This window comes from Lysinibacillus mangiferihumi (assembly GCF_003049665.1).
Classification (GTDB): Bacteria; Bacillota; Bacilli; order Bacillales_A; family Planococcaceae; genus Lysinibacillus; species Lysinibacillus mangiferihumi.
The window spans coordinates 175154-196708 of sequence record NZ_PYWM01000001.1 but is presented as its reverse complement, the minus strand read 5'-3'; the positions used below and the strand labels follow the sequence as shown (position 1 = coordinate 196708).

Annotated in this window: 23 protein-coding genes and 2 pseudogenes; 4 read left to right on the top strand and 21 right to left on the bottom strand. The window is 34.5% G+C overall.

The genetic code is table 11. From position 1 onward, the window contains the following. Window positions 1-131: 131 nt before the first annotated feature. The 7 genes from chrA to C9J37_RS01115 all read right to left on the bottom strand — a co-directional run bounded on the left by chrA (window position 132) and on the right by C9J37_RS01115 (window position 6229). Window positions 132-1301, bottom strand: coding sequence for a chromate efflux transporter (chrA, locus tag C9J37_RS01145; RefSeq protein ID WP_235616997.1), 1170 nt, complete (start codon window positions 1299-1301; stop codon window positions 132-134). Window positions 1302-1390: 89 nt separating this feature from the next. Continuing rightward, a complete protein-coding gene (locus C9J37_RS01140; protein WP_235616987.1) occupies window positions 1391-2248 on the bottom strand; it encodes a DUF4179 domain-containing protein in 858 nt (285 codons plus the stop codon). Window positions 2249-2444: 196 nt separating this feature from the next. Beyond that, complete coding sequence (locus tag C9J37_RS01135; RefSeq protein WP_107893891.1) at window positions 2445-3377, bottom strand: SDR family NAD(P)-dependent oxidoreductase; 933 nt, start codon at window positions 3375-3377, stop codon at window positions 2445-2447. Window positions 3378-3467: 90 nt separating this feature from the next. Beyond that, window positions 3468-4037 (bottom strand): TetR/AcrR family transcriptional regulator, encoded by a 570-nt coding sequence (locus C9J37_RS01130; protein WP_107893890.1) that lies wholly within the window; start codon window positions 4035-4037, stop codon window positions 3468-3470. Window positions 4038-4257: 220 nt separating this feature from the next. Further along, window positions 4258-4683 carry a GatB/YqeY domain-containing protein gene (locus C9J37_RS01125; RefSeq protein WP_107893889.1) on the bottom strand — a complete coding sequence of 142 codons (426 nt, stop codon included), beginning with the start codon at window positions 4681-4683 and terminating at the stop codon, window positions 4258-4260. A gap of 65 nt (window positions 4684-4748) precedes the next feature. Then, window positions 4749-5027, bottom strand: a complete 279-nt coding sequence (locus C9J37_RS01120; RefSeq protein ID WP_107893888.1) for a BAR domain-containing protein — start codon at window positions 5025-5027, stop codon at window positions 4749-4751. Between the two features lie 140 nt (window positions 5028-5167). Continuing rightward, window positions 5168-6229 carry a DUF1835 domain-containing protein gene (locus tag C9J37_RS01115; protein WP_235616986.1) on the bottom strand — a complete coding sequence of 354 codons (1062 nt, stop codon included), beginning with the start codon at window positions 6227-6229 and terminating at the stop codon, window positions 5168-5170. Window positions 6230-6489: 260 nt separating this feature from the next. On the opposite strand from C9J37_RS01115, the gene C9J37_RS01110 reads away from it, so the two are divergent. Continuing rightward, window positions 6490-7485, top strand: coding sequence for a PLP-dependent cysteine synthase family protein (locus C9J37_RS01110; RefSeq protein ID WP_107893887.1), 996 nt, complete (start codon window positions 6490-6492; stop codon window positions 7483-7485). 23 nt (window positions 7486-7508) lie between these two features. Here C9J37_RS01110 and C9J37_RS01105 read toward each other — a convergent pair whose 3' ends face one another. From C9J37_RS01105 to C9J37_RS01065, 10 genes and pseudogenes are all read right to left on the bottom strand, one after another. After that, on the bottom strand, window positions 7509-8204 hold the full coding sequence (locus C9J37_RS01105) for a toxoflavin lyase-like VOC family protein (RefSeq protein WP_107893886.1): 696 nt from the start codon (window positions 8202-8204) through the stop codon (window positions 7509-7511). A gap of 114 nt (window positions 8205-8318) precedes the next feature. Continuing rightward, on the bottom strand, window positions 8319-8657 hold the full coding sequence (locus C9J37_RS01100; RefSeq protein WP_107893885.1) for a cupin domain-containing protein: 339 nt from the start codon (window positions 8655-8657) through the stop codon (window positions 8319-8321). Window positions 8658-8801: 144 nt separating this feature from the next. Beyond that, a pseudogene (locus C9J37_RS01095) lies at window positions 8802-9307 on the bottom strand (tetratricopeptide repeat protein). 435 nt (window positions 9308-9742) lie between these two features. Beyond that, window positions 9743-9928, bottom strand: coding sequence for a hypothetical protein (locus tag C9J37_RS27955; protein WP_137067737.1), 186 nt, complete (start codon window positions 9926-9928; stop codon window positions 9743-9745). 248 nt (window positions 9929-10176) lie between these two features. Then, window positions 10177-11013, bottom strand: a complete 837-nt coding sequence (locus tag C9J37_RS01090; RefSeq protein ID WP_167397236.1) for a S8 family peptidase — start codon at window positions 11011-11013, stop codon at window positions 10177-10179. 455 nt (window positions 11014-11468) lie between these two features. Continuing rightward, complete coding sequence (locus tag C9J37_RS01085) at window positions 11469-11798, bottom strand: DUF2306 domain-containing protein (RefSeq protein WP_268807968.1); 330 nt, start codon at window positions 11796-11798, stop codon at window positions 11469-11471. A 106-nt stretch (window positions 11799-11904) separates the two neighbouring features. Further along, complete coding sequence (locus tag C9J37_RS01080) at window positions 11905-12102, bottom strand: hypothetical protein (RefSeq protein ID WP_107893882.1); 198 nt, start codon at window positions 12100-12102, stop codon at window positions 11905-11907. Between the two features lie 14 nt (window positions 12103-12116). Further along, a complete protein-coding gene (locus tag C9J37_RS01075; protein WP_107893881.1) occupies window positions 12117-12710 on the bottom strand; it encodes a Pathogenicity island protein in 594 nt (197 codons plus the stop codon). Between the two features lie 285 nt (window positions 12711-12995). After that, the gene (locus C9J37_RS01070) at window positions 12996-13631 is read right to left on the bottom strand and encodes a DUF2306 domain-containing protein (RefSeq protein ID WP_107893880.1); all 636 of its coding nucleotides are present in this window, start codon (window positions 13629-13631) and stop codon (window positions 12996-12998) included. Window positions 13632-13908: 277 nt separating this feature from the next. Then, complete coding sequence (locus C9J37_RS01065; protein ID WP_107893879.1) at window positions 13909-14442, bottom strand: DUF6143 family protein; 534 nt, start codon at window positions 14440-14442, stop codon at window positions 13909-13911. A 226-nt stretch (window positions 14443-14668) separates the two neighbouring features. On the opposite strand from C9J37_RS01065, the gene C9J37_RS01060 reads away from it, so the two are divergent. Continuing rightward, the gene (locus C9J37_RS01060) at window positions 14669-15292 is read left to right on the top strand and encodes a hypothetical protein (protein WP_024363069.1); all 624 of its coding nucleotides are present in this window, start codon (window positions 14669-14671) and stop codon (window positions 15290-15292) included. Window positions 15293-15460: 168 nt separating this feature from the next. Here C9J37_RS01060 and C9J37_RS01055 read toward each other — a convergent pair whose 3' ends face one another. Together C9J37_RS01055 and C9J37_RS01050 are read right to left on the bottom strand one after the other, a co-directional pair. Further along, on the bottom strand, window positions 15461-16189 hold the full coding sequence (locus tag C9J37_RS01055) for a coiled-coil domain-containing protein (protein ID WP_107893878.1): 729 nt from the start codon (window positions 16187-16189) through the stop codon (window positions 15461-15463). Between the two features lie 160 nt (window positions 16190-16349). Next, window positions 16350-16721 (bottom strand): winged helix-turn-helix transcriptional regulator, encoded by a 372-nt coding sequence (locus tag C9J37_RS01050; protein ID WP_107893877.1) that lies wholly within the window; start codon window positions 16719-16721, stop codon window positions 16350-16352. 129 nt (window positions 16722-16850) lie between these two features. Here C9J37_RS01050 and C9J37_RS01045 point away from each other — a divergent pair, with 129 nt between their 5' ends. Then, window positions 16851-17477, top strand: coding sequence for a nitroreductase family protein (locus C9J37_RS01045; protein ID WP_107893876.1), 627 nt, complete (start codon window positions 16851-16853; stop codon window positions 17475-17477). Between the two features lie 318 nt (window positions 17478-17795). Here C9J37_RS01045 and C9J37_RS01040 read toward each other — a convergent pair whose 3' ends face one another. Continuing rightward, the gene (locus tag C9J37_RS01040) at window positions 17796-18542 is read right to left on the bottom strand and encodes a hypothetical protein (protein ID WP_107893875.1); all 747 of its coding nucleotides are present in this window, start codon (window positions 18540-18542) and stop codon (window positions 17796-17798) included. A 667-nt stretch (window positions 18543-19209) separates the two neighbouring features. Here C9J37_RS01040 and C9J37_RS01030 point away from each other — a divergent pair. Next, window positions 19210-19815 (top strand): DUF3862 domain-containing protein, encoded by a 606-nt coding sequence (locus C9J37_RS01030; RefSeq protein WP_107893874.1) that lies wholly within the window; start codon window positions 19210-19212, stop codon window positions 19813-19815. A gap of 89 nt (window positions 19816-19904) precedes the next feature. Here the strand turns inward: C9J37_RS01030 and C9J37_RS01025 are convergent. Next, window positions 19905-21477: pseudogene (locus C9J37_RS01025) on the bottom strand (IS3 family transposase). Between the last annotated feature and the right edge of the window lie 78 nt (window positions 21478-21555).

Here is a 21555-nt window from a genome sequence, read left to right as displayed (position 1 = left end):
GATAACACACCGCTCGCGGAACCGATCTTTGGAATGAAAAGGTTTCATTTGCTTCTACAATAGAGGAACAATTTATCCAAAAAAAATCAAAACTACCATCATGTGTAGTTTTGATTTTATTATGTTTGCTCTTAATAACATAGAAGTCCCACTAAAATGCCCAGCAGGACCAGTATATAAGGAGGGACTGCCCAGCGCAAGGATAGCAACAAAAATATAGCCGCTAAAAGAATATCTAATCCACTTTGCATTGTTTGCGTCACAATTGGATGGATAAAAGCACTAGCTAAAATCCCAACAACCGCTGCATTAGCACCAGCCATTGCACCTTTCAAAGCTATATGCCTACTCATAGTAAGCCAAAAAGGCATAGCCCCAACGATTAAAAGAAATGCTGGTAGGAAAATTGCAACCGTCGCAACCACTGCTCCTGGCACGCCAGCAATGACCATCCCAATATAAGAAGCAAATGTAAACAATGGACCTGGAACTGCCTGTGTAAGACCATAGCCTGCTATAAAGTCAGATGCGCTCATTAAGCCACTTTGCACAAACTGCGTTTCCAGTAACGGTAATACTACATGGCCGCCACCAAATACTAGGGCACCTGCTAGATAACATTTTTCCATAATTGTTAGTAAGTCATCTTTTAAAAATGAATTAGCTATTGGTAAAGCAATCATTAATGTGACAAATAATGCTAATAGCAAGCCACCTGTTGTTTTAGAAATGGGTAAATTTTTTTGCGCGGTATCTTCTAAACCGTTCGTTTGCTTAAACAGGCGTGCACCTATTAAAGCTGCCAATACAATGACAATAACTTGTGCAAATGGATTTCCCCAAAATTGCAGCGTTATAAGCGCCAAAATTGCTATTATCAAGTGTGCTATGCTAGGAATTAACTTTTTGGACATATCCCAAATGGCTTGCGCAACGATGGCAACAGCAACCAATTTCAAGCCATGAATCCAGCCCATATCCATCTTTATATGCGAGAAAAAATAGGCAAATAGAGTTAATAGCAATACCGATGGTAACGTAAAACCAAGGAAGGAGGCTAAGCTTCCCAACAGTCCGCCACGTAGTAAACCAATGCCCATGCCAACCTGACTGGATGCAGGCCCAGGGAGAAATTGACTAAGTGCTACTAAGTTACTGTACTCTTTATCTGATAACCATTTTCTTTTTTGCACGTATTCAATTTGAAAAAAACCTAAATGAGCTGTTGGACCCCCAAAAGATGTACAACCTAATTTAAAGGAAATAAGAAAAATCTCTAACAACTTTGGCAAACTGTTCACTACTTTCCATGTGATATACAATCATATTACACGGAGAATGTCTCATACTAGATTAAGATATTGTAAAATTTACTTAAAGCATCGAATATTCATTTCTCACGTATTTTGATAGCTGGGCCGCTTTTAACATCACTTGCAGTAACAGGAATCAGTTTATATGTTTTATCTGTTAGATAGCGTGCATCGAAGCGAATCCCCCACTTTGTATGTTCTTCATTTAATGTGTAAGAAGAATCTTGACGCCATGTTTTGCCTGACTCCGATACAATATTAAAATTTAACGATTCATTTGTTGTTTCTTGTGTCTCAACGTATACCGTAGTTGAAATCGGTGTAGATACAACTTTTTCCACCTTAATTTCCTGACCATCACTAAGCTTGATGGTTTTATTAACTGCAATTACTTTTCGATCTGCTTGTAGTTGCTTTTGAGATGCTTCTACCTTAAATGCCCAAGGTTCCGGTATAGGCTTATCCCAATTCCAATCGTTATAGAGGATATTCAGTTGCAACAGTTCATCTTGAGGTAAATCGCGCATTTTAACACTGCTATATATTGTATAAGTATTTTCTGATTGGGCAATGGTCTGACCACCATTTCGAACGGTATAATTTTGACCGTTCACGAGTACTTGCGGAAAGAAAAAAATTTGATAGTCGAAATTCACATCTTTCGCCGGTTCAAAAGTTGCATTTAACAAAAGTTGATTATCATCAACCATCACCTCGTTTAAAGTCAATGTCCCAAAATCATTTTCAGTTGTTTGGCCAACAAGTGTTTTATAAGCTGCAAAATCCGACTTATCATCACTAAAAATAGATGAGACAACGCGGCTACCTACCATTAATACACAGGTAACCATTAAAACACTTACTACAATTATTACCCACTTACGTTTTCCACTTTTTTCGGGATACACTTCATGCACATGCGATTCAACTGACAAAAAAACACCCCCAATCCCTTTCAAAATCTATCAACGGGTACTTGCCTATGATTCATTGTAATAACGAGCTAGGCATTATATAACTAAATAAGTGCCAGTCACTCACACAATTTAATAAAAATCCACGTAGATTTCTGCGAACTACTCTGTACCCGCAGAAAGCGAAGTGGATTTTTATACTTTCGGAAAACTGATTTTATCTCCTCTTCTTCAACCATAACAACGTTTGTTGTAAACCTTCCTGATAACTAGTCTGTGGCAGAGTGCCAATCACGCTTTCATACTTCGCCCCGTTCAAAATAACAGGCTCTTCTGTTAAATACATCATCTCCTTCATTTCCTTCATAAATGGAGAAAAGAGTGCTAAAATACCAATCATTGCGTTGGAAACCGTTCGTACTTTCTTTTTATAGCCCGTAATATCTCGAATTATCTCCACTAATTGTTCTCCTGTAATGGGATGCACTGCTGGCACATTCCAATTCTGATTATATGTGTCTGATCGCAATGCCAATTCAACGATTGCTTTAGCTCCATCGAATGTATAGAGGAATTCTCTAGCCACATGCATATGCCCAACGAAGTTTGCCTTTTTATTACTGATAACACTTTTTAATGTTTCATTTAGGATTGTATTTTCTGCATTTGGTCCATATAAATCAGGCATATGGACGATTAATGAAGGCACGCTACTGGCCTTCAATTCATTTTCCATCGCTAATCGTATCTTCCCTTTTTTAGTATGAGGTTCTTTGATTGTCTCCTCTGTTACAATAGAAGATTGCCTTCCATATGCGTAAATATTGTCCACTAGTGCAATCTTCGCTTGTTGCGTTTGTGCGACATTGATAATTGTATGGATACACTGAATATGTGTTTCTTCCCATTCTTGATAGGGAAAACTAATTGCATGAAACATAACATCAATCCCATCAGATGCCTTCCTTACATGCTCTTCATTAAAGACATCACCAGGAAAAATCGACACATTCGGGTAATTTTCAAAAAGCGCTTGCAACTTCTCTTTTCCCCTAGCAAAAGCCACAACTTGTATACCTCTTGCTGCTAATTCACTAACTATCGCAAAACCTATTCCACCTGAAGCACCCATTACTAATGCTTTCTTCATCATCTATTCCTCCTTTTAATTAACCACTGGTCAATAGATGTTAAAAGGAAACTCTAGATTCATCTTCGCATCTAGAGCAACATAATTTATTTATGATAATGCTTTAACAAGAAATTTAGCATGGACATCTACCGCCTCTTGCGCTTCGTCATAGTTCATCACATAATGGTGATAATGTGAAACAAAACCGTGTAATGCAAGAAATGTTGAATGAATATCCGAAATTAACAATGTCTTTGGAGATAACGCTTGAACCGATTGCGCAAACTTTTGATAGCTAAGATTAGCAGCCTCTTGCGATAATCCATCGTTATGAAGTTCTTTCGTCATAAACATCAATTCATATTGGCTTTGATGGTTTAATCCAAATTTCATAAAGCCAACAAAGACATCGTAAAGTTTGTTTTGATGCTCTCTTGTTCCATTTACAATATCATCTAACATTTGATTTAATTCAGTAAAATACTCACCTATAATGCAATAAAATAATTCCGCTTTATTTTTAAAATGATAGTAAATTGCTCCATGACTACATCCAAGTTCTTTCGCGATACTACGCATGGACACTTGGTGAAAACCCTTTTCAATAAACTGTTTATGAGCTTCGTCAACAATCATCTTGAGTGTCAATTCTTGTGCTGATGGTTTACGTGGTGACATGGAATCCTCCTTTAACTGACCAGTGGTTAATTAATAGTATAAAATGTTTTCATTTATTTGGCAAACCTTAATTTTAATAGAAATCATTTTACGATTCCTCTTCTAAACATTGTATTAAGCAAAACCTCTATTTTCTGACAGTGATTAAATGGTGAAAACTTGCACAGACAATAAATAAAGGATGCCAACACTACTTCGTCAGCGATCCTTCAATTTATTATTAAATTAAACTTTTTACTACTTTAGATATAACGGCACCTTCTGCTTGACCAGATAATAATGGTTTTGCAATCTTCATCGCTTCACCCATATTCATACCTTTATTAACGCCTGCTGCTAGTAATTTTTCAGCAATTTCCGCTTCGCTTAATTGCTTAGGAAGGAAGGATTTTAATAACACTAATTTTGCTTCTTCTTTTTCAATTAAATCTGCACGGCCAGCATTTTGCGCGCCTTCTAATGCCTGATTCGTTTGTTTTACTTCACGATTAATAATGGCCATCTCCTCTGGTTGAGTTAGAGGTTCCCCTTTTTCTTTCTCTGCTAAATCTAATGCTGATTTAACTAGTGTTAGCACACCTTTTGCTAAGACATCCTTTTCCTTCATTGCTGTTTTTAGTTGTTCAAATACTGCTGTTTTTAACATCCAACTCACTCCTCTATCATTGCTAATTGTCAATGATTATTGCACATTGTGACGACCAAAACAAATTATTTTGCTTTCTTTAACATTTCCACATCGGCCTTTGTTTCTAATATGTCAAGTGTTAACACGTTCATCTTCGCATCCACTTTATCTATTTTTGCACTAAGATTTTGTTCTACTGAATCTAGTCTTGTTTCTAATGAATCTAGTCTCGTTTCAACTGAATCTAGTCTTTTGTCTAGCGCTTCGATTTGTTGTTGAATCTCTGTTTTCACGCCCTGCACTTGTGTAGAAAGCTCCAAAATAGCTTGAAGAATCGCATTTTGATTGATTTCAGAATTCATAATCGACTTCCTTTCTTTAAATTAATCTATTCATTCACTCGTTATGTTCACTGATAAAAGTTGCTAATCGACTAGAGTTATTCAAACTCTACTACACTATTCTATCTATGCTTTTTAATGAAGTCAAAACATCAAAAATTTCAATTTGTCAAGAATTCGTCTTGCAATTTCACTTCATAAAATCGCATTGCCTTCAAATCTCCTTGATATGAAAAAACCCCCTGCTTGATTAACGTTCGTAAACGATACTCAATCCACTCGTCTCCTGTAAATTGTTGCATATGTCCGTATACTTCACCTATTAAACGTGCCGCTTTCTTAAACGTTACGGTACCCTCTTCTTGATACATCCGCTTGGCACATTCAATAATAAAATCATCATCTCGATTTTCATGTAGGCTATGTAATAGCCCATCACATGTCCATGTTCGTAACAGATGGACTTTATCTGCTAATAAGCTTTTACCTTCCTTCATTAAGGCTTCTCTTGCTTCATTCATTAGTTCATCCATAGCAAACTGTTCATAAAAATACAGGAGGTTTTCTTCATTCAATTCTCCTGAAGTTCGTGGATAATCCGCTATTTGTGGATGCATCTCCTTTTCATGAAAAGCTCTATACGTATCAATGACTCGCACTGTATTCGCTTTGCCTTCTAGCATGGCTAGCACAAGTCGTAACCCTGTTTGCTCATGTGCATTTTGGCATGTCCAAATAACGATTTTTTGATGCGGAAATATATTGTTTATTTTCTCTATAGCAGTTCGCATACATTGTCGATAATGCTCACGTTCATCTTCTTCCATATTGTATCGTTTGTGGAACCACTCAAGTCTCGCTTCTATTCCCGAAGCTAGATGTATATCTTTTACTGGCCCAATCGATAAATTATCTGGCCAAACAATCATATCCTCTGTCTTTCGATATTCCAACGTTCTAAATGCTGCTTTTAGACTTCCGGCTGGCGAATCACCAAAAACAATATGTATTGTCTGCGCTTTATCCATTTGTTCCTTATCTTCTGTCATATGTAGGAGTATTTGCTGCATGTCCTCACTCGACTTTTCATTTAATAGAGATAAGAAAAGCATTGACTTTGCTTCCGCTTCACTTAGTTGATTGATTCTTTCTTTTAATCGATTTACATCTTCCAACATTCCATTCAAATCCTCTCCACCATTCATTTTTCTGGTTACTATCATAACAGCATTCCCATTTCTCTTATCATAGCGCAATTCATGTTTTTTCTAAAATGTTCACAACGCAAATAATTGACCTTACCCGCCACTTCTCTTTAAAACAGCTAAAACTTTAAATTTAACTAAACTGATTACTTTTTTCTATTAATCGAACCATTCTTTCTATCAGAAAATGTATTGCTCATAAGGATTTATCATGCTAAGATGCCATTAATTCCTACAAAACTAATTTGTTAAGTAGGTAAAACAAAGGGGATGATGATATGGGTCAAATTATTGCCAATACCATAAAGCAGTCGATAACGGAGTTAGTAGGGCATACACCACTATTAGCGTTAAATCAGTACACGAAAAAACTACAACTGGAAGCGGAAATTATTGCGAAGCTAGAATATTTTAATCCTGCGAATAGTGTAAAAGATCGTATTGCTAAAGCGATGATTGAGGATGCTGAAGCACGTGGAGTTTTAACAAAAGACAAAACGATTATTGAAACAACAAGTGGTAATACTGGTATTGGGCTTGCAGCTATCGCAGCAGCAAAGGGCTATAAATTACGTATCTACATGCAAGATGGTGTAAGCGAAGAACGAACAAAGGTTGTGAAAGCATATGGAACCGAGGTTGTGCCATTTTCCGATGTACCAGAGATGGTAGCGGCATTTGAAGAAACTGATGGCGATTTTGTTGAAACTATTAAAGTATTTAGAGAAACTGTCATTGATAAGGAGGAAAATGTCGTCTTTCTAAATCAACTGGATAATGAAGCCAATCCTAACATTCACGAACGCACTACTGGGCCAGAAATTTGGGAAGACACAGCAGGACAAATTGATATTTTTGTTGCTGCAATTGGTACAGGAGGCACCATTAGTGGTGTAGGTGCTTATTTAAAATCCAAAAATCCAGCCATACAAATTATAGGCGTAGAACCCGCTATTAATTCTATCGCTACAGTTGAACAGCCTGATATTATTGAAATTACAGGTGTGCATCGCTTTTCAGATGCACAGGAAGCGCGCGTTCCGTCTAATGTTCATCTTGATCGGATTGATGAAGTGTTAGAAGTAGAAACAGATGAGGCCTATAAAGCTGCTCGCACTGTAGCGCAAACAGATGGTGTTTTAGTAGGTACATCCTCTGGTGCGGCATTGTTTGTTGCAACAACTCTTGCTAAACGTCCCGAAAACAAAGGAAAACGTATAGTCGTACTCTTTCCAGATACAGGATTGCGCTATTTATCTACCGATTTATTTTAACGATAAAACGAAGGATAGCCTTGTTATCTATCCTTCGTTTGTTCTGAAATAGCAAAATTGCCTTTAGCTGTCATAGATATCACAATCTCTTTATTTACCTCTATTTGAATAGGGCTGATAATCGCTTTACGCGTAGAGAAATACCAAAGACGTTCACTTGGACCAATTAATAGATGGGCACCCTCTTCGTAATTTCCCATAAAGGTTAGCGCATCTGGGTGAATATCTTCTCCCTTTAATGGTGTTATATCATATTCCTTTAAACGGTCTACGACGTCTGCAATCGCATCTGTGGTTAAATTTATTTCTGCTATATTCAGTATATGTTGAATAGAAAATGTATCAGCATTAACGCTCGGATTGATTTGCTGCCGTGCTATCAACTCTACTACATTGTTCTCAGCATCATAAAAATAGCATGAATAGGCATCGATTGTTTTAAAATACACTTCATCGACTCCGTCCAAACTTAATATGTCTACACGCTCTTTTGCCCATTTTTTCGCTAACTGAAATAAATTACTAGGGATATTGAAGGCGAAATGATATTGCTTTGCAACAGAAGCCTCTATTTTTTCGAATCGAACTTTGCTCTCCCCAGCAGCTATGACAAAAAAATGGGTCCCCTCATCTAATAATTCAAATCCTAATAAGGTACAGTAAAATTCCCTCATTTTATGTAAATCATACGCATAAAGTTTTATTTTAGAAATTTTCATAAATCACTCATCCCCTTAGCTATTGATACCATTTACTGTACTAAATAGCAGATGAATGTTCCTCATGCAAAAGAATGAAGATTTAGAAAATATACTTTAGGTTCTTATATAACCTTATATCGGAGTACGATCTCCTCTACTATTTGGCTGTGAAACAACTAAAAATTCCACATCCTCCTGTGAATCATTGCGCATTTGGTGTGGTTGAAATGGTGGTACTTCAATCCCTTCATGAGGCAATAATATAATCCGATCTTCGCCTATTTCCATTGTTGCTATACCTGATAGCACGAAAAAGAATTGTTGTGCTTGATGGTGGTAATGACAAACTTCCGTTGTATTGGCAGGCATCCGTTCATGAATAATACTTAATTCATTATTTTTAACTAAATGCCAGCCATCACATTGTTTACCCCAAATGTAATGCTCCGCATGTTCTTTACTGATTTTCAACGACAGCAACTCCTTTATTTTTTCATAATGCTTGTTTTAATTATGCTAGCTTACTAAGTTATTGGAAGCAAGGTCAAGCGCAATAATCTAAATACCGTACTCATTGTGTGGCAATTTACTTCAACAAAAAAAGTCACGTTTATTCTACGTGACATACACACATTTGTCCCCCTCCCTATCTAATTGATCTGCATAGAAATTAATCGCATTTTGATAACTTAGTATTTCGGCATCTGTTGTCGTATCTGTCAGGCATTTTAGTAAGAGCTCCATCGCTTGTTATGTTCTTGTAAATTATATAAAGTCATCGCATAAAACACTTGCAATGCTTTATTTGTTGGAAATAACGCTATTCCTTGTAAAAATACCTTTTCTGATTTTTCATATTCACCTAATGTTCGATATGTACTGCCAAGTCCCAATATTGCTCCTTCTAAATCTGTTCCAGATAACCCTTGCTGAATGGCCTTTTCATAGTAGGGAACTGCTTTTAATTCTTCGCCTAAAACGTCAAAGCTCCATGCGCATTGGTAATTAACGACTGCATCGTCCGCATATTGCTCTACCATTTTTACAAGTAATTGATTGGATTCTTGCTTCTTATTTTCTGTGCGTAATTGAATGGCTCTTGCTAGTTGTTCTTCGTACAATAATAGTCACTCCTTTTAACGTTTCCCATTACTGTATTACAATACTAATGTTTAAGTTTACTAAACTTCTGAACGTCTTCGCACTTCGACGAAGATGGTTTAACTTTCCTATTTTAAGAATACACTAAATGTAATTTCAATACGCACACATTTCCAATTTTTATGATTTTTTCAGCAATAAAAAAAGACCAGCTTCACGCTTTTTTTGTGCAACCGGCCATTGTAATATGTTGTCTTATTACTTTGTCTAATCTGATAGACAACACCAATAATTAAATTTGCTATAGCTAGGAAGTTAATTGGGTTAAAAATAATCCCAATTAAATTGAGTTCTAGCGCAATTTGTAAGAAAACCGATAAAATCCAAATGACAAACTTAATATCATTGGTATACTAAAGAAATCACGTAATTCCACTTGCCATCACTCCATTAATCTAAAGTCTAGATTCTCTTTTTGACTTTTTGTAATCTCTATAGCTCAAAGGAATAGATGTAATTACTAACAAAGCCGCAATAAGATTAATAATAGTTTTGGTATTTGAAGATATAGATAAATATGATGCAAAACAGCTAATACTGACTGGTAATATTCCTAAATAATGATATGGTCTTAATCTCATATTAACTAGCCTCCCTCTATAAATGTTGATATATCAACGGTTCGACCCATTTTTAAAGTGGTAAAAATATTTATTCACCGCATATTACATATAGTCTTTTCTAGGTCTTCAATACATAGTCATTTGGTGAGCACGCTTCGCTAAAGTTAATTGGATAAAATTAACTTAATAATCCATTATGTAATGCACTATTGGATCTCTGCGATGCTTATGACGACGTACCCTCCCATGTCTCTTGGCGTCCTCCTTTAAAGAGAATCTATCTTCTTCAATGCTTGAAAATAGGTTAATTCTTGACTATTAATAGACTCTAGTAACGAGATAATACTATCATTGTTCAACTCTTTATTTTTCGAAAATGCATAGTCTTTTAACAGAGCAATATAGCCCGATATTAATGCAGTTGCTTGCGATGTACCACTTGTTGTAATCACTGTTTCATCGGAATCAACTGCTGTTATCTCATGACCAGGTGCATTAATCGTTGTTTTTTGCGAACCGCTTGTTAAATCAAGTACATTTCCTGAAGCATCAATTGCCCCAACCGAAATAACTTCATCCAAAATTGCAGGATACATCAATTCAGTATTTCCATAATCTCCTGAGGAAGCTACTACTGTAACACCTTTATTTACTGCTAATTTTATCATTTCCGTAATATCTGTATCTTCAAAATGGCTAGCCATACTTAAATTAATAATAGAAGCATCTTTTTGGATCGCCAATTCAATTGCATCTTTGATAATTGTTGGTGTAACTGAATCATCTTTATTCATCACTTTAATGACGATTATTTGCGCATTAGGGCTTATCCCTTCTATATGCCCATTAATTCCTTTAATTATGGAGTACATCATAGTACCATGACCATTTGTATCTTGGATAGATTGATCAACTAAAGATTTTTCAAATTTTAAATTTTCACTGTATAGAGGATTTATACCACTATCAATGATAGCAATTATTTGGGACCTACCTGTAGAAAGTTTATGAAGCTCTTTATAATCTAGCCAATCAAATTCCCAAGGTGTAGCATGCTCATCATTATTTTCATAATTAGACGAAAATACGGTATAGATTGTCAAGGATAATCCAACAAATATAAAAATCATCCAAATTAATTTAGTTAATAATCTTTTCAATAAAAGCACCTACTTTATAGCTGTTTATTAATTTAATAAATACTATTATTGAGGCTCGATATTAAAAACTAAAACCCAGTATAAATCTGCTCTAATACCTCTATTTGTATTTCCATTATGATATTCTACTCGATTAGCTAATTGGTTAGTCCTAAACTATCCCCGAGTTAACAATAATTTATCATTGATAATGATTCTCACACAATAGTCAAATTACTTTATTTTTTTAAAAAATTTAGACATTTTTTTAATAATAATTTTAGTATTACATAAAAAAATATCATCTTTCCGATGGCTTTTATTTTTCTTTTTTTAAATTCTACCCTCCCAATTTGGCAGCCTTTTTGATACGAATAGACAATAAAAACCACCCTAAATAGAGTGGCATTTATCCTAACCTATTTAACTATTGTGCTTCTTTCTTGAAGTGTCCGCCCAATAATCCACTGCGCAACTATAAGATTTGGCACCCAATATAACCACGAAATAATAGGATAACTAATCATAAAATTTTCGAATCCAAATAATGCAGTAAATAATGGTAGCCAGATTCTTAAAGTTACTGCAGCAAAAGTTACTGAATAATTGCGTATCATCCATTTTTGGTGTTCATAGACATTATGTTTTTTAATTTTCGTAACCGTTTGATAGCCGGTAATGATCCAGAAAATAGCTAACAAACTAAAACCGAGCTGTGACACAAATCCCCCTGTAGCATAAAACGCTATATGGTATTTCTTCAGTTATATTTTTCCATTATTTCAGGATTCGTTGCACAATAAAAAATGACCAAGGTCACATCGTATGCTTACTTGGTCATCTTATACCCGTATATTAACACGTTGTCTTTTTACACTTTTTAATTTGATAGACGACGCCAATAATTACATTTGCAACAAAAAGAAAATTAAATGGATTAAAAACTATCCACATTACATTGGCTTCTAAAGCAAGTTGTAATAGAATCCATAAAATCCAAATAACAATTTGACTTAATATCATTGGTATACTAAACCAATCGCCCATTTCCATATGTCTTCACTCCATTAATCAAAACAAAAGGTAGCAGCTCCAGTCATTCCACCACCAATTGCTCCAAAAATTGCTCCACCAACGCCACCTGCAACGGTCCCTAATCCTGGAATAATAGACCCTGCAGCAGCTCCAGAAGTACCTCCAATGACTGCTCCAGAATAATAACCACCTAATGTTCCTAGCGCACATTTCCATTTTGACTTTTTCGATCTACTGTATGACATTATTTCATTTTTATGTAATTCAACAATCAAACCAATGTCTGTTTTTTTATATACCAATTTTACATATTCATTATTTTTATCAAATGCATAAGTAGGTAGAACTTCTGATTTATCATTATTAGATAGTGTCACTTCACCAGATTCATTAAATGCAATTTTTACATTTTCATTTATGATATCAATTTGTAACATACTATCATTTAACTTAATAATATCAACATCAAATTTACTGGCATTCGCCTCTATATCATTAGAAGAAATCAATTGATTTGTAGTGTATACATTTGTAATACTCATTTCTGAAGCTGATACATGGACATTAGACAACGACATCATTGATAATGTTAAAGATGATACCAATATTACTCGTTTAAATTTCATAATGAACCTTCTTATTTTATTTGTATAAATTTTTTAGTAACTATAGCTAGACCCGAGTTAACAATAATTTATCATTGATAATGATTCTCACGCAATAGTCAAATTACTTTATTTTTTTAAAAAATTTAGACATTTTTTTAATAATAATTTTAGTATTACATAAAAAATATCATCTTTCCGATGGCTTTTATTTTTCTTTTTTTAATTCTACCCTCCCAATTTGACAGCATTTTGATACGAATAGACAATAAAAACCACCCTAAATAGAGTGGCATTTATCCTAACCTATTTAACTATTGTGCTTCTTTCTTGAAGTGTCCGCCCAATAATCCACTGCGCAACTATAAGATTTGGCACCCAACATAACCACGAAATAATAGGATAACTAATCATAAAATTTTCGAATCCAAATAATGCAGTAAATAATGGTAGCCAGATTCTTAAAGTTACTGCAGCAAAAGTTAATGAATAATTGCGTATCATCCATTTTTGGTGTTCATAAACATTATGTTTTTTAATTTTCGTAACCGCTTGATAGCCGGTAATGATCCAGAAAATAGCTAACAAACTAAAACCGAGCTGTGACACAAATCCCCCTGTAGCATAAAACGCTAAATAAAGACCTGCAATACTGCCGAATAAAATGCCTATCACATAGACCTTCCCTGCTATACGATGACGCTTCCTATTTTTTTCTCTAAACTTTGAAGATAGCGTAAAGGGTCCTATTACTAAAGCCACTATACTAAATACAATATGGATATAAAGCAAGGTATACCAGTGCGAATCCAATGTATCAATAAACATCAGTTTCATCCGAACAAAGCCTGCCTGATGGGCATCCATTATTAAATATTGAACTATGGAGTATCCAGCTATTCCAATAGCTAAGCAACTAAATAGTAACGTAAGTTTTTTCATTTTACAGTCCCCTAAAAATGATTTATCAAAAAATATCGTGCTACATTCTTAATGTAACACGCCATTTTAGAAGATTTGTAATTCATACAGTAAGTGGTAACTTAATGTGTATAAGAGGTTTTAAATTGTGACTATCATTGCATTTAGCTATTGTAAAATAAAGTAATCTCCCCATAAAAAATATTCAACACATATAATATCGTCAACAATTAACGATGTCCGCTGGCATTACCCAATTCGGATGTTCACAAGCGATTCTTCTTTTGCCCAGATGTATTTATTTCTTAATCTTTTTTTCAAACCATCCAAATGCCACTTCTGCTTCGATATATTCATCATTGGGTGAAACTAAAAAAATTACAAAGGATTCTCCTGATGGAAATATAAATTTTCCATCTTCATCACTTGCCAATGTACTTTGTGGAGGTACAATGCGTTTAAATGCATTTACGCCCTGTTTTGGAAATCCACTTACATGTTCAGCAAACTCAATTTTCACTTCTGGCTTTGGAAGTGGCGAAATGGCCTGATTTGCAGATGTTACGTTTTTAGAAATCATCGCATTTCCAGGAGCTATTGCATTAAACCAAATTTCAGCAACAAACGGTTGATTCGAATGATTTGTAATGGTAAACGCATTTACATATAAATCTACATTTGAATAATGCGGATTACTCAAGCTTCCCCAGGCATTTTTCCCTTTCCCTAAACAAATCGGTTCTGTTTGACCAACAAAATATCGTCCTTGTATGGATTGATACAATGGATTAGGAATATTAACAGCCTTAATAAAACGGTCATGATTTTTCAAATACACACCACTCCTTTTTACACTGTATGTAGAGAGAATAAAAATGTGTATTCGAAAATTAAACTAATGCAGCCTAATTTATTTATCTAGTAACTATATTTCATAATTTTTCACTCGCAATATATAGGTGATAATTTACAAGAAATAAAATGAATAGCTATATTGTATGTAAACACAGCCTTTCCTTCTAACTTTTGAATAAGTTAGCGTAAGGAGGTGATAAAACTTGAGTGAGAATAAAACTAGAAATACGAACACTGAAATCAATCAATTTTATAAAGCTGTGGAAGATTTAAATGATGCAGCAGGTGCATTTTTCCGCATTCCTGTTTTTTTTAGCCATCAAAACCTTTTTACTTTAGGATCAGCACAACCACCACTATCTAATGAGCAACGATTTATTATTCGGATGTTTAACGAAATTAAACAGGTGCTTCTTTTCCCAAGAACCATTCCGAATACAGACCAATATCCCAATACTACAATAGAGAATGTCCGGACAATAGTAAACTCTAGTTATGGAACAGCTGCGGCTCTATTAAAACCAACTCGGCGAACGGATCAACTTGAACCTTATTCGCCTTTCTTACAAATAGAACCATCCATGTCTCTACAACGCGGACTTCCTTTACTTCTTGTAAAACAAAGTACAATCAAAGCAGGTGGTATCTGGGGAGATGCAGGTCCACTTGCCCCTTATACCCCATTAATATGGTTTTCTGAAACGACAACAGTAGATGAATTTTTTGATAGTATAGCTTGGAAAGAAGCATTACAAAACTGGGCAGGGCAAGTACGAAGTGGCTATTTTATTCAAACAAACCCTGAATATAAATACACATGTGATTAATAGCTATTTTGCTACCATGCATATGGCTACGATCCTTTTGCTATGTCCATAATTATTAGATCGCGCCCAAAAACCCAGTCTCAAAATTTTGAGAACTGGGCTTTTTTCAATCTTCACAATGACAGTTAATCTGTCAAATTAGCTCAATATGGTGATGGGCTAGTTACTTTAACTGCCTTCTTCCGCTGTCAGTTTATCCTGTTGTTGTTCGGTTTTAGATTCTTTAAGCTCATCAATAAGAGTAGTTAAAGATGCTTCTTTATGTAACTCTTTATCTTCAGCATTTTGAAGGTGATCGGCTACTTTTTCTTGCACAGTTTGAATCCGATCCTCTAAATCTGAAAGTTTTTCATATTTTTTATCAATAAAAGTACCCCTGCTTGCATCTAACGCTACTTCACTCGCAAGACGATTTTGTTCGCGTCCTAATGAATATCTCGACAATTCTAATGTTTCCATTTGTTCTAATGAAACAGATTTGCCCAAAATATCCTCCATTGAATTGGCAGGTTGTTCTTTCTTTATTTCTTGATCCTTTTGGTTTGTCGCTTTCTTTTGCTCTTCCATCTGCTGTTCAGCTATTTGGGCATCAATTTCAGCTATTTGTTTTTCAAAATCCTTTAGCTGTTCTTTAATAGACGATAAGTCGCCTCCGTTTTCTAACGTCCGTTCGCTTAAATCACTTTTCATTTGTTGAATGCTCTCACGTTGCTTCATTAAACTTTCAATCAGACTCGTTTTAGCTTGCTGACCTTTAAATAAATTTCGTGCTTGTTGCCCTATTGTTAATGTATCTTTACGAATTAGAGCATTTTGCTGAATCGTTTTAGGTCTATCGGAAGATACATTTGACAGTTTAATGAAGTTCGTAGAATTACTATCACGCATTATTTTCATATTTTACCACCTCATAATCTATATCGACAATTTTTTGGCATTTTAAATGAAATCTAGTTAAACCTAATATTGCCTCAATCTAGAAAAAACAGCCACTCACTTTTTAAATAAATGTTTGATTCATTATTTACAGTACCTATAGAAGCAAGAAGAGTTGCCATTACACGTTATTTTGAGCACCGCGGAACAAATCACAATCAATTTGTTGATCTTTATCTAGACCTTTTATACCTGCATATGTATTTCCCCATTCACACATTGTGTTTAATACTGGTACAAAAGATTTTCCTAAATCGGTTAAGCTATATTCTACTTTTGGCGGTACTTCTTTAAATATTTCTCTTCGTACAAGGCCATCTCTTTCTAACTGTTTCAATTGATCTGTTAAAACTTTTTGTGTAATGCCAGGTATTAACTCATAAAACTCTTTTGTTCTTACTGATTTTTGACTTAAGAAAAAAAGAATTAAACATTTCCATTTACCACCTGCTATATTCATAAAAATATTAATTCCTGTATTATAGTTCACCATCTAGTTTCCTCCTAACGCTAAATAGGCACCTTTAAGTGGCTATACCACTTTAAAGTGCGTTATTTTCTTCTATATTATTGCTTACTATAATTAAAGCTGCAAGACAATAAGAATTTCGGAGCTGATAGCATGAGTGTAAAAAATATTTTGGAAAAAAGACGTTCAGTTAGACATTATGATGCAAATTATAATATAAGTTCAGAACAAATAAGTTCATTAGTTGAAAGTGCAAGTAAGTCACCTAATGGAAATAATATTCAAGCTGCACGATACTTAATTATTGATAATCCGGACTTAAGAAATTTAATACTACCTATAGCCTTTCATCAGCAACAAGTAATAGAAGCTTCAACTTTAATTGTCATGTTGGGTGATTATCAGGCATTTGACAAAGAGAATATTATCGACATACATGAGGAAGGCTTCCAAGCGGGGTATTACGATGAATCGCTAAGGGATTATCTAGCGGATGCTGCAATCAATTATTACAAACACCAATCCAAGGAAGATTTAAAGCTTGAATTAACTAGAGATGTAAGTCTTGCGTCCATGTCATTTATTTTATTAGCAAACGAAGCGGGTTTTGACACGATTACTATGTCAGGCTATGATTCTAAAAAATTAAAAGACATTTTGCATATTTCTGACAGGTATTTAGATGTCATGCTCATAGCTGTTGGGAAAGGTACGAAAGCCGGTCATAAAACAGTAAGACACGATGTAAATAAGATCATTTATAGAAACGAAATCAGTTAATGTTTTGATAGTCTCTGATTAACAAAAGGCAAAACAATATGTTTGTCATGGAAAAAAGCTCAGGCTCAAAATTAATTGAGTACCTGAGCTTTTTACATGGTTTTTGTTTACAACCTATATTGATAAATCTTATTTATTATCATTGTTGGGGATATGATGTGGAAAATAACAAAATGACCACCCATCACAGAGTGGTTTTTTATGGATTATTCAGCTAAGCATAAGACATCGATAATCAGCCTATTTCGCATGTCCACAACCATAAAAAAAGCCCCCTTATCAAATAAAATAAGAGGGCTTTATATAATTCTTAATCTATCACTTATCTCCAACTGGCTTTAATAAATTCGCTGGAAGCCATGAACTTTTTGAGTCGGATTCACTAAATACTTCTAGATAACCATTAACTTCAGTACCTTGCGATTGAAAAACACTTCCCTTATCATACATTGTTTCAGATTTAGCTTCATCCAATGGTGTTCTTTTCCCACCTGCATCTTTTGTTAACTCAAAACGCTCTCCGGATTTACTATGTATAGTCTCAGCGATTTTAAGGTCTGTACCAGGATACTGATAACACGCCATCCAACTACCATCATCGCTTTGGCAATACTCCAGCAATTGTCCACTATTTGTATCCAAGAAAGAAATACCCCATCTACTTCTGAAATTAAATCCGTATGATCCGACCCTATAAATACCATCACGATTAATAATAATATAAGTTGGTTCGTTATAAAAAGATGAACGAATTTTTATTGGCACTTCTTTGAAAACTACCAAATCGGTTGCTTGTACTCGGTATTGCCCCATTTGATAGAATATTTTGTTATCATATTTTTCAATATCATATGTTCTAAAGAAGTTATTTCGCTTTACCACTAAAGATTCAAACGTACCATCTGAATTTTTCTTGTATACCTTAATGTCTTTTTTAAAGGTCATTTTCCCTGTTTGCCCTTTTACAACTTCCGCTCCATCATACATCACTTTCGCTTCTGATTTCGTTGGATTTACTACTGCAAATACGAATGCAGCTAGTAACACAATAAATAATTTTTTCATTATTCTCCTCCTACCCAGTTATAAAAACATAATTTCTTAGTATTATATACCAGTAACTTAATATTCTATCAACGGTTGTTAAAAACCCTACAAAAGTATAGTATTTTTCCAAAACATTATTTCTCCCATCTACCATTCTACCCAGTTCTCTTTTATATCCATAGCTATTTTGAATAACTAGCTTTAATGAAGTCAGGTGCACTTTGAAGCTATGTAATGGCTGCTAAAGACTTTGAACATCACGTAATTAGCTGAAAAAATGGGAACTTTACAATTAAATTTGTCTAAAAATAAAAACGTGATAATTTCAGTGAAAAACAATTACAAGAAGTAGCTGATATTTTAGGGATTAAGTTTGAAGCTCATTTTGTGTTAGAAGAAGGTACGAAGATATAAATAATCTGCGAAGGGCTAACATGTTTAAAAGTTGATTAGCAAAAAGAAGCGACAATTAAAGAAGCAAGCTAAAAAGTCAGTATATGAAGCAACTGGAATTAAGCCTATTAAGATGAAAAAGCCATTGATTAAGAAAAAACGTAAACCATCTTTAAAACGAACAATTAATAAATTATTCTAAATAAATAACTAAATACGGTTATCTGTTTTTTTATCTGTACTTTTTATAATCATTTTCCTAAAATGGAAATATAGAGGGAGGAATTCACAAATGAAAAAATTAGTATTTAGTGCAGCATTAGTATTAAGTCTTGGACTAGCAGGCTGTGGAGAGACAACTACAAAGGACGAATCAGCAAAAGAGGAAAAATCGGTTGCTGAAACATCGAATGATTCTAAACAAGAAACAGCAGCACCCGTTTCTAACGATGATGGAAAATTAACTGAGGAAAAGTTCAAACAAATTAAAGATGGCATGACATATGAAGAAGTAGTTAAAATTATTGGTAGTGAAGGTAAAATTATGTCTGAAACAGGTTCAGCTGGTGAACCGTATCATATTGTTATGTATGAATTTGAGACGGATGGTGCCCTAGCTGCTTCTACAATGACTTTCCAAGGTGGCAAACTAATCAATAAGGCTCAATTTGGTGTTGAATCATCTGACATTGAAATCACTATTGACCAATTCAATAAATTAGAGAATGGCATGACAAAAGAACAAGTATTTGAGATCCTTGGTGGTGAAGGTGCGGTTATTTCTGAATCTGGCGATGTAGTGATGTACAGTTATAATGGTAAGACTTTAGGGGCAAATGCTTCTTTAATGTTCCAAGGTGGTAAATTGATGAACAAGACTCAATTAGGGTTAGAATAATATAAAAAGGTAAATAATAAAAAAACTAGGTACTCAATTAAAATTGAACTGCTCCCTGTCAAGTAGACAGCGGAAATAATAAAAATGCTTTATGCGGCTTGATTCCTAAACTCCAAGGGACTCAAGCCGTTTAATTTTTCTTGATAACGCTCTGAATTGTAGAACGAAATATATGTATCAATTGCTGCTTCTAAGGCTTCATATGTATCATATTTATTGAGATAATATTTTTCTGTTTTTAGCGTACCCCAAAAAGCCTCAATTGGTCCGTTATCGATACAACGTCCAACTCTTGACATGCTATGTACCATATTCGCATCTTCAATCATCCGTTTGAAGAATTTTGATGTATATTGATAGCCACGATCACTATGTATAAGTGGCTGTTCGTCCTTTTTTAAACCTTGTATAGCTGGTATCATCGTGTTAAAAACAAGTTGATTATTATTCGAATGCCCTAATATATGACTCACAATCGAATTATCATGTAAATCAATAATAGCGCTTAAATAAGCTTTCTTCCCATTGCCATACTTGAATTTGGTCACATCTGTACACCATTTTTGATTTGGTTTATCTGCATTAAAATCACGATTTAGTATATTTTCTGCTACATAATCTGGCTTTGATTTACGATATTGTTTTCGCTTTCGACGAATCACAGATTTCAATCCACAGATTTGCATTAAACGGTACACGCGTTTTTTATTCACTTTTGGTAAATTATCTTTCTCACGTTGACGATTGATTGTCAGTGTAATGCGACGATAGCCATAAATCCCATCTATTTGTTTATAGAGAAGTTGAATCGATTGTAAGAGTTGTTCATTCTCATTTTCTTGTGGGAATGGTTTACGGTTCAACCATTTATAATAAGCTGCACGCGAAACACCAGCGATCTCACATAATAAAATGATCGGCAATGCTTCTTTCGTTGCTAATTCCTGAATAGCGATGTAACGACTTTGAATACGAATTTTACTTAACGATGCCTCCTTTCGATTTCCTCTAACTTTTTTAAAAACAGATTTTCTGCACGTAATCGTTCATTTTCACGTTCCATACGTTGGATTTTTAAACGTAACTCATCCTCAGCGGTTAACTCTTCTACTGGCTTTGTATGGCCACGTCGATCTAGTAAACCAGACTCACCCCTTTCCTCATATTTTTTCACCCATTGGTATACTTGTTGGTAAGAAACCTCGTATCTTGACGCGGTTTCTTGATAGTTTTTCTCATTAGCTATACAAGTTTTTACAATTTCAACGCGCTCTTCTACAGTAGTTTTTCTTCCTTTGGTCATAGTTTGGCTCATTCCTTTACCCGAATCTTTTAATTCACTTTGACTAGTATACTTTTTAATCCAATTTCTAAAACAGATCTACTAGAAAGTCTATACTTTCTTACAACCTCTCTTAAGGAGAATTCGCCCGAAAGATAATCTTGGACAGCCGCAAATTTTAGTTCTTTAGAATAACTATTATGCTGGTTTAATCGTTCAAGGCCCTCTTCTCCAAAATGAAGATAATCATTTTGCCAATCTTTTATTGTATCTCGATGAACATTAAATACTTTCGCTACTTCATTTAATGGAAGTGGACCTTCGTGATACAGCTTTAAAATTTCTAACTTCTCTTCTTTAGAAAAGGAATGCCTCCTCATAAAAACCCCCATTTGATAAACAGATTTTATTTTTTAATCTGTCTACCTAATGAGGAGCATATCATAACAATTGGGGTG